The 6171-nt window shown below is 67.8% G+C and carries 4 protein-coding genes; 2 read left to right on the top strand and 2 right to left on the bottom strand.

Features of this window, described 5'->3' with window-relative positions:
* A partial coding sequence (locus A5787_RS04650; protein ID WP_066962342.1) for a UPF0182 family protein occupies nucleotides 1-2743 on the bottom strand: 2743 nt, incomplete at its 3' end.
* 89 nt (nucleotides 2744-2832) lie between these two features.
* Nucleotides 2833-3855, bottom strand: coding sequence for a PDZ domain-containing protein (locus tag A5787_RS04645; protein ID WP_066962299.1), 1023 nt, complete (start codon nucleotides 3853-3855; stop codon nucleotides 2833-2835).
* 78 nt (nucleotides 3856-3933) lie between these two features.
* Here A5787_RS04645 and A5787_RS04640 point away from each other — a divergent pair, with 78 nt between their 5' ends.
* Complete coding sequence (locus tag A5787_RS04640; protein WP_156763757.1) at nucleotides 3934-5313, top strand: zinc-dependent metalloprotease; 1380 nt, start codon at nucleotides 3934-3936, stop codon at nucleotides 5311-5313.
* 76 nt (nucleotides 5314-5389) lie between these two features.
* Nucleotides 5390-6115, top strand: coding sequence for a C39 family peptidase (locus A5787_RS04635; RefSeq protein WP_066962293.1), 726 nt, complete (start codon nucleotides 5390-5392; stop codon nucleotides 6113-6115).
* Nucleotides 6116-6171: the final 56 nt, after the last annotated feature.

Here is a 6171-nt window from a genome sequence, read left to right as displayed (position 1 = left end):
GGATCGGGGCCGCGCCGGGCTCGGTGGGTTGAATCCCCGTCGCGGTCGCGCCCGCGCCGGGCCCGAACAGCCCGTTGAGGGCGTCACTGACCGTGGGGCCGTAGCCGATCTTGTCGTTGTACATCATCGCCACCCGGATCAGCCGCGGGTACGACGACGCGGCGTCGCTGGCCCCCGGCGAGGCGTAGACGGGTTCGACGTAGAGCAGGCCGCCCTGGCCCACCGGCAGGGTGAGCAGGTTGCCCCACCGGATCCGGTTCTGGTTGTCGCGCCCGATCACGCCGAGGTCCTGGGACACCGCCGGGTCGGTGGTGATGGCGTTGTTGGCCAGCTTCGGGCCGTTGACCTGACCCGGGATGGTCAGCACGGTGATCCTGCCATACGTCGCCGGGTCCGAGCTGGCGCTGATGTAGGCCGCCAGGTAGTCGCGCTTGAACCGGTTCATCGCGCTGATCAACTGGTATGACGCCGAATTGTCGTTCTTCGCAATGTTTTTCGCGACGATGTAATAGGGCGGCTGATAGCTGCTGGCGGTCGGGTTCGGGTCCAGCGGCACATCCCAGAAATCCGACGTGGAGAAGAACGTCACCGGGTCGTTGACGTGGTACTTGGCCAGCAGCATCCGCTGCACCTTGAACAGGTCCTCGGGGTAGCGCAGGTGCTCGGCGAGTTCGGGGCTGATGTCGCTCTTAGGCTTGACGGTGCCGGGGAACACCTGCATCCACGCCTTGAGCACCGGATCCTGTTCGTCCTGCTGATACAGCGTGACGGTGCCGTCATAGGCATCGACGGTGGCCTTCACCGCGTTTCGGATGTAGGACACCTTCTTGTCGGGCGCCAGCCGGTTGAATGCGACCTCGTTGGAATCGGCGGTGGCCGACTCCAGGGACGTCAACTCCGAGTACGGGTAGTTGTCCAGCGTGGTGTAGCCGTCGATGATCCACACCAGCCGCTTGTTGACGATCGCCGGGTACACCGCGCTGTCGGTCGTCAGCCACGGCGCCACCGCCTCCACCCGCCGCGCCGGATCGCGGTTGAACAGGATCTTGCTGTTGGAACCGATCACGTTGGAGAACAAGAAGTTCCGCTCGGCGAACTTGGCGGCGAACACGCTGCGGGACAACCAGTCGCCAACTGGCACCCCCCCGAGCCCGGTGTAGGTGTAGTTCTTGGTCTCGGCGCTGGTCTCGTAGTCGTATTCGCGGTCGGTGCCGTTGCGACCGACGATCGCGTAGTCGGCGGAGGTGTTGGAGATGACCGGCCCGTAGTAGATGCGCGGCTGGTCCAGCGGCGCCGGCCCGTCGGACACGATGCTGCCGTTGGCGCCGACGACGTTGGCAAGAAACTCGGGGTAGCCGCCGTTTTGGTTGGGGTCGTTGGCGATTCCGCGCACCGTGTTGGCCGGCGACGCGATGAAGCCGTTGCCGTGGGTGTAGACGGTGTGCCGGTTGATCCAGTCCCGCTGGTTGTCGATCAGCCGGTCGGGGTTGAGTTCCCGCGCGGCAACGACGTAGTCGCGCAACGCCCCGTTGCGGTCGAGGTACCGGTCGATGGACAGCTGGTCCGGGAAGTAGTAGAAGTTCTTGCCCTGCTGGAACTGGGTGAACGCCGGGCTGACGATCGTGGGGTCCAGCAGCCGGATGTTGGAGGTGGTCGCCCGGTCGGCCGCGACCTGCTGCGCGGTGGCCTGGCCGTCGCCGGTGTAGTTACGGTAGCTGACCTGATCGGACGTCAAGCCATAGGCCTGCCTCGTCGCGGCGATGCTGCGGCTGATGTATTCGCTTTCCTTCTGCGCCGCATTGGGTCTGACGCTGATCTGCTCGACGATCAACGGCCACCCGGCGCCCACGATCATCGACGACAGCAGCAACAGCACCAGGCCGATGGCCGGAATCCGCAAGTCTTTCAGGACGATTGCGGAGAACACCGCCGCCGCGCAGATCACCGCGATCGCCATCAGGATCAGCTTCGCCGGCAGCACGGCATTGATGTCGGTGTAGCCCGCACCGGTGAACGGCTTGCCGCCGCGCGTGTGCGACAGCAGCTCGTAGCGGTCCAGCCAATAGGCGACGGCCTTGAGCAGCACCAGCAGCCCGACCAGGGTCACCAGCTGGATTCGCGCCGAGCGGCTCAGCGCCCCGGTGCGGCCGGACAGCCGGACGCCGCCAAAGATGTAGTGCGACAGCACGTTCGCCAAAAGGGCCAGGAAAACGGCCACGAACATGTAGCTGAGCAGGAGCCGGTAGAACGGCAGGTCGAACGCGTAGAAGCCGAGGTCCTTGCCGAACTGCGGATCCCTGATGCCGAAGCTCCCGCCGTGCAGGAAAAGCTGGACCCGCACCCAATAGCTCTGCGCGATGATGCCGGCCAGCAGGCCCACCGCCACCGGGACGCCGATGCCCACCACCCGCAGCCGCGACACCACGACCGCCCGGTAACGCGCCACGGGATCGTTGTTGTTGCTCGGCACGAACACGGGCCGGGTGCGATAGGCCAGGGCGAGCCCGGCGAACACGATGCCGCCGACCAGCAGGCCGGCGACCAGAAAGACCACGATGCGGGTGACCAGCACGGTGGTGAACACCGAGCGATAGCCCAGCTCACCGAACCACAGCCAGTCGACGTAGGCGTCGATCAGCCGCGGGCCGGCGAGCAGCAAAACGATCACACCCAGTGCGATCAGGATCAGAATCCGGCTGCGCCGAGTCAGCTTCGGCATCCGTGCGGTGGGCCGCATCCCCACTGGCTACGCTCCCTGATCGTTTTGGCTGGCGTTGAGAATGAGATTTCTAGATCACAACTGTACGCATCTCACGCGGCTGTCCGGCCGGGCTAGCAACTGGGCGGCTGACCGCCCGACGTGATCGCGTGCAGCGCGTCCACCGCCTGGCTGAGGGTCTCCACCTTCACCAAGCGCAAGCCGGACGGATTGTCCGAGGTCGCCTCGTAGCAATTCTTGCCGGGGACCAGAAACACCGTGGCCCCGGCCGCGTGGGCGGCGGCCATCTTGTGGGTGATGCCGCCGATCTGGCCCACCTTGCCGTCGACGGAGATGGTGCCGGTTCCCGCGATGAACTTCGAGCCGGCCAGGTCGCCGGTGGTGAGCTTGTCGACGACCGCGAGGCTGAACATCAGCCCGGCCGACGGCCCGCCCACGTTGGCGAGGTTGAAGTCGACGGTGAACGGCGCCCACGGCGCGTCGAGCACCGCCACCCCCATGAAGCCGTAGTCGCGATCCTTGTTCGTTCCCAGCGTAATTTGCGCCACGCCGGCCGGCTCGTTCTTGCGGCGATAGTCGATCGTGAGGACCTGACCGGGCTTGGTGTCCTTCAGGTATCCGGTGAACTGCTCGACGGTGGCCACCGGCGTGCCGTTGACCCCGTCGATGGCGTCACCGGCCTTCAGCTTGCCCGCCGACGGCCCCGGGTCGGTGACCGTCGCGACGGTCACCGCGGCGGGGTACTTCAGGTACCCCAGGGCGGCGTATTCGGCGCTGTCCTCCGACTGCTTGAAGTCGGCGTTGTTGGCCTTGTCGACCTCGTCCCGCGACTTGCCGGGCGGGTAGACGAGATCGCGCGGAACCAGCTGTTCCTGACCCGACAACCACAGCGTCAGCGCTTCGCCCAGGCTCAGCTCGTCGCGCTGCGACACCGTCGTCATGTTCAGGTGGCCGGTCGTCGGGTGCGTCACGGTGCCCTCGATCGCGACCACCTGCTTGCCGTCGACCTCGCCGAGTGTGTCGAACGTCGGACCCGGCCCCAGCGACACAAACGGCACCGTCACCACCGCGAGCAGCACGCCGAAAACCACGATCGGCACCAGCGCGACGAGCAAGGTCAGGATCCGCCTGTTCACGCCGCTTACCCTAACCGGATCCCGGCCGGCCTCGTTCAGCTACGAGCGTGACCCGAGATCGCGCGCCGCATTCCAGCGGTGAGTACCGTTAGCGATATGTCTGACCTGCCTTTCGGCTTCTCCTCCGGCGAGGACCCGGAGCACGAGCAGCATGGGAAGAAAGATCCCGATCCTCACGCGGGGGCGTCCGACCCGTTGGGCGCCTTCGGCCTGGGCGGGGATTTCGGCATGGGCGACCTGGGCCAGATCTTCACCCAGCTGGGCCAGATGTTCAGCAGCGCGGGCACCGTCGCGACCGGGGGCAAGGCGTCCGGGCCGGTCAACTACGAGCTGGCGCGGCGGGTGGCGTCCAGCTCGATCGGGTTCGTCGCACCCGTCCCCGCCTCGACGACCAAGGCGATCGCCGATGCGGTCCACCTCGCCGAGACCTGGCTGGACGGCGCGACGGCGCTGCCCGCGGGCACGTCGAAGGCGGTGGGGTGGAGCCCCACCGACTGGGTCGATAACACGCTGGCCACCTGGAAGCGGCTCTGCGATCCGATGGCCGAGCAGATCGCGACGGTGTGGGCGTCGTCGCTGCCCGACGAGGCCAAGGGCATGGCGGGTCCGCTGCTGGCGATGATGTCGCAGATGGGCGGCATGGCCTTCGGCTCGCAGCTGGGCCAGGCGCTGGGCCGGCTGTCGCGTGAGGTGCTGACCTCGACCGACATCGGGTTGCCGCTGGGCCCCAAGGGGATCGCCGCGATCCTGCCCGACGCGCTCGAATCGTTCGCCGCCGGGCTCGAGCAGCCGCGCAGCGAGATCCTGACCTTCCTGGCCGCGCGCGAGGCCGCGCACCACCGGCTGTTCAGCCACGTGCCGTGGCTGTCCAGCCAGTTGCTGGGCGCGGTCGAGGCCTACGCCCGGGGCATGAAGATCGACATGAGCGGAATCGAGGAGCTGGCGCGCGACTTCAATCCGGCGTCGCTGGCCGATCCGGCGGCCATCGAGAGCCTGCTCGGTCAGGGCGTCTTCGAGCCGAAGGCGACCCCGGAGCAGCAGCAGGCGCTGGAGCGGCTCGAGACCCTGCTGGCATTGATCGACGGCTGGGTGCAGGTGGTGGTCACCGCGGCCCTGGGCGATCGGATCCCCGGCACGGCCGCGCTGAGCGAGACGCTGCGCCGGCGACGGGCCAGCGGCGGCCCGGCCGAGCAGACGTTCGCGACGCTGGTCGGCCTCGAGCTGCGCCCGCGCAAGCTGCGGGAGGCCGCCGCGCTGTGGGAACGCCTGACCGAGGCCGCCGGCGCCGACGCCCGCGACGCCGTCTGGCAGCACCCGGACCTGCTGCCCGGCGCGGAGGACCTCGACGAGCCGGCCGGATTCATCGACCGCATCATCGGCGGGGACACCAGCGGCATCGACGAGGCGATCGCCAAACTCGAGGACCCCGACTCCAACGGCGGCGCCGGCGACAACTGATCAGGTCGCGGCCGTTTGCTGACGGTGCTACCTTGCAGACCAATCGATTGTCGGGCCGACTTCTTTGCGAGCGAGCATGGTCAGGATCGCCACCGCGGTGCGCGTCGCCCTGGCGGGCGCTTGCATCGGCTTGGCCGGCGTCGCGTCGGTGTCCGGGTGTGGCCTCGCGCCGCCAGCGGCGCGCGTCACTGCCAGCACGCACGACAACCCGACGCCGCAGGCACGGGCGACCGCCGACGGCGTGTACGGCGACCCCGACGCGGCGGCCAAATACTGGGTGCAGCAGTCGCTGGAGGACACCTGCGGGCTGGCCTCGGTGGCCGACGTGGTCGGTGAGGTCACCGGCAACGCCCCGACGGAGAAGCAGATCATCAAGCTGGCCCAGAACACGCCCTCGGTGATCCGCGACGGCCCGATCTACCTGCCCACCGGCGACCCGGGCCACGAAACCGACGCCGGTGGCATCGACATGGCCGACACGGTCGTGTTGCTCGAGCACTACGGGATCAAGTCACGCATGATCTACGACACGCAGCCCGACCAGACCGGGCTGCCGGCGCTGGAGCAGTACCTCGGCGCCGGCCGCAAGGTCATCGCATGGGTCAACGGCGGAACCGTTTTGAACAGCGACGACCAGCGCAGCGCGCCCGATCACCTGCTCGTCGTCACCGGGGTCGACACCAACAGCGACACCGTTCACTTCAACGACCCCTACGCCGACCACGCCAACACGAAGGTCAGCATCAAACGTTTCATGACCGCCTGGAAGGTCGGGCAGAAATCGATCGTCGTCACCTCGTGACGGCGCGGCCGCGACGCTGTGGATAACTGAGCGCGGCGCCCGCCGTCGGCCTGGCA

Origin of the sequence: Mycobacterium sp. 852002-50816_SCH5313054-b (assembly GCF_001667185.1) — a bacterium.
In the GTDB taxonomy this organism is placed as follows: domain Bacteria; phylum Actinomycetota; class Actinomycetes; order Mycobacteriales; family Mycobacteriaceae; genus Mycobacterium.
This window is presented reverse-complemented; position numbering and strand designations above follow the sequence as displayed.

Bases quoted from the DNA above. Each gene is read 5' to 3' on its own strand.
- A5787_RS04635 (WP_066962293.1), top strand. From the start codon at position 5,390: ATGGTCAGGATCGCCACCGCGGTGCGCGTCGCCCTGGCGGGCGCTTGC.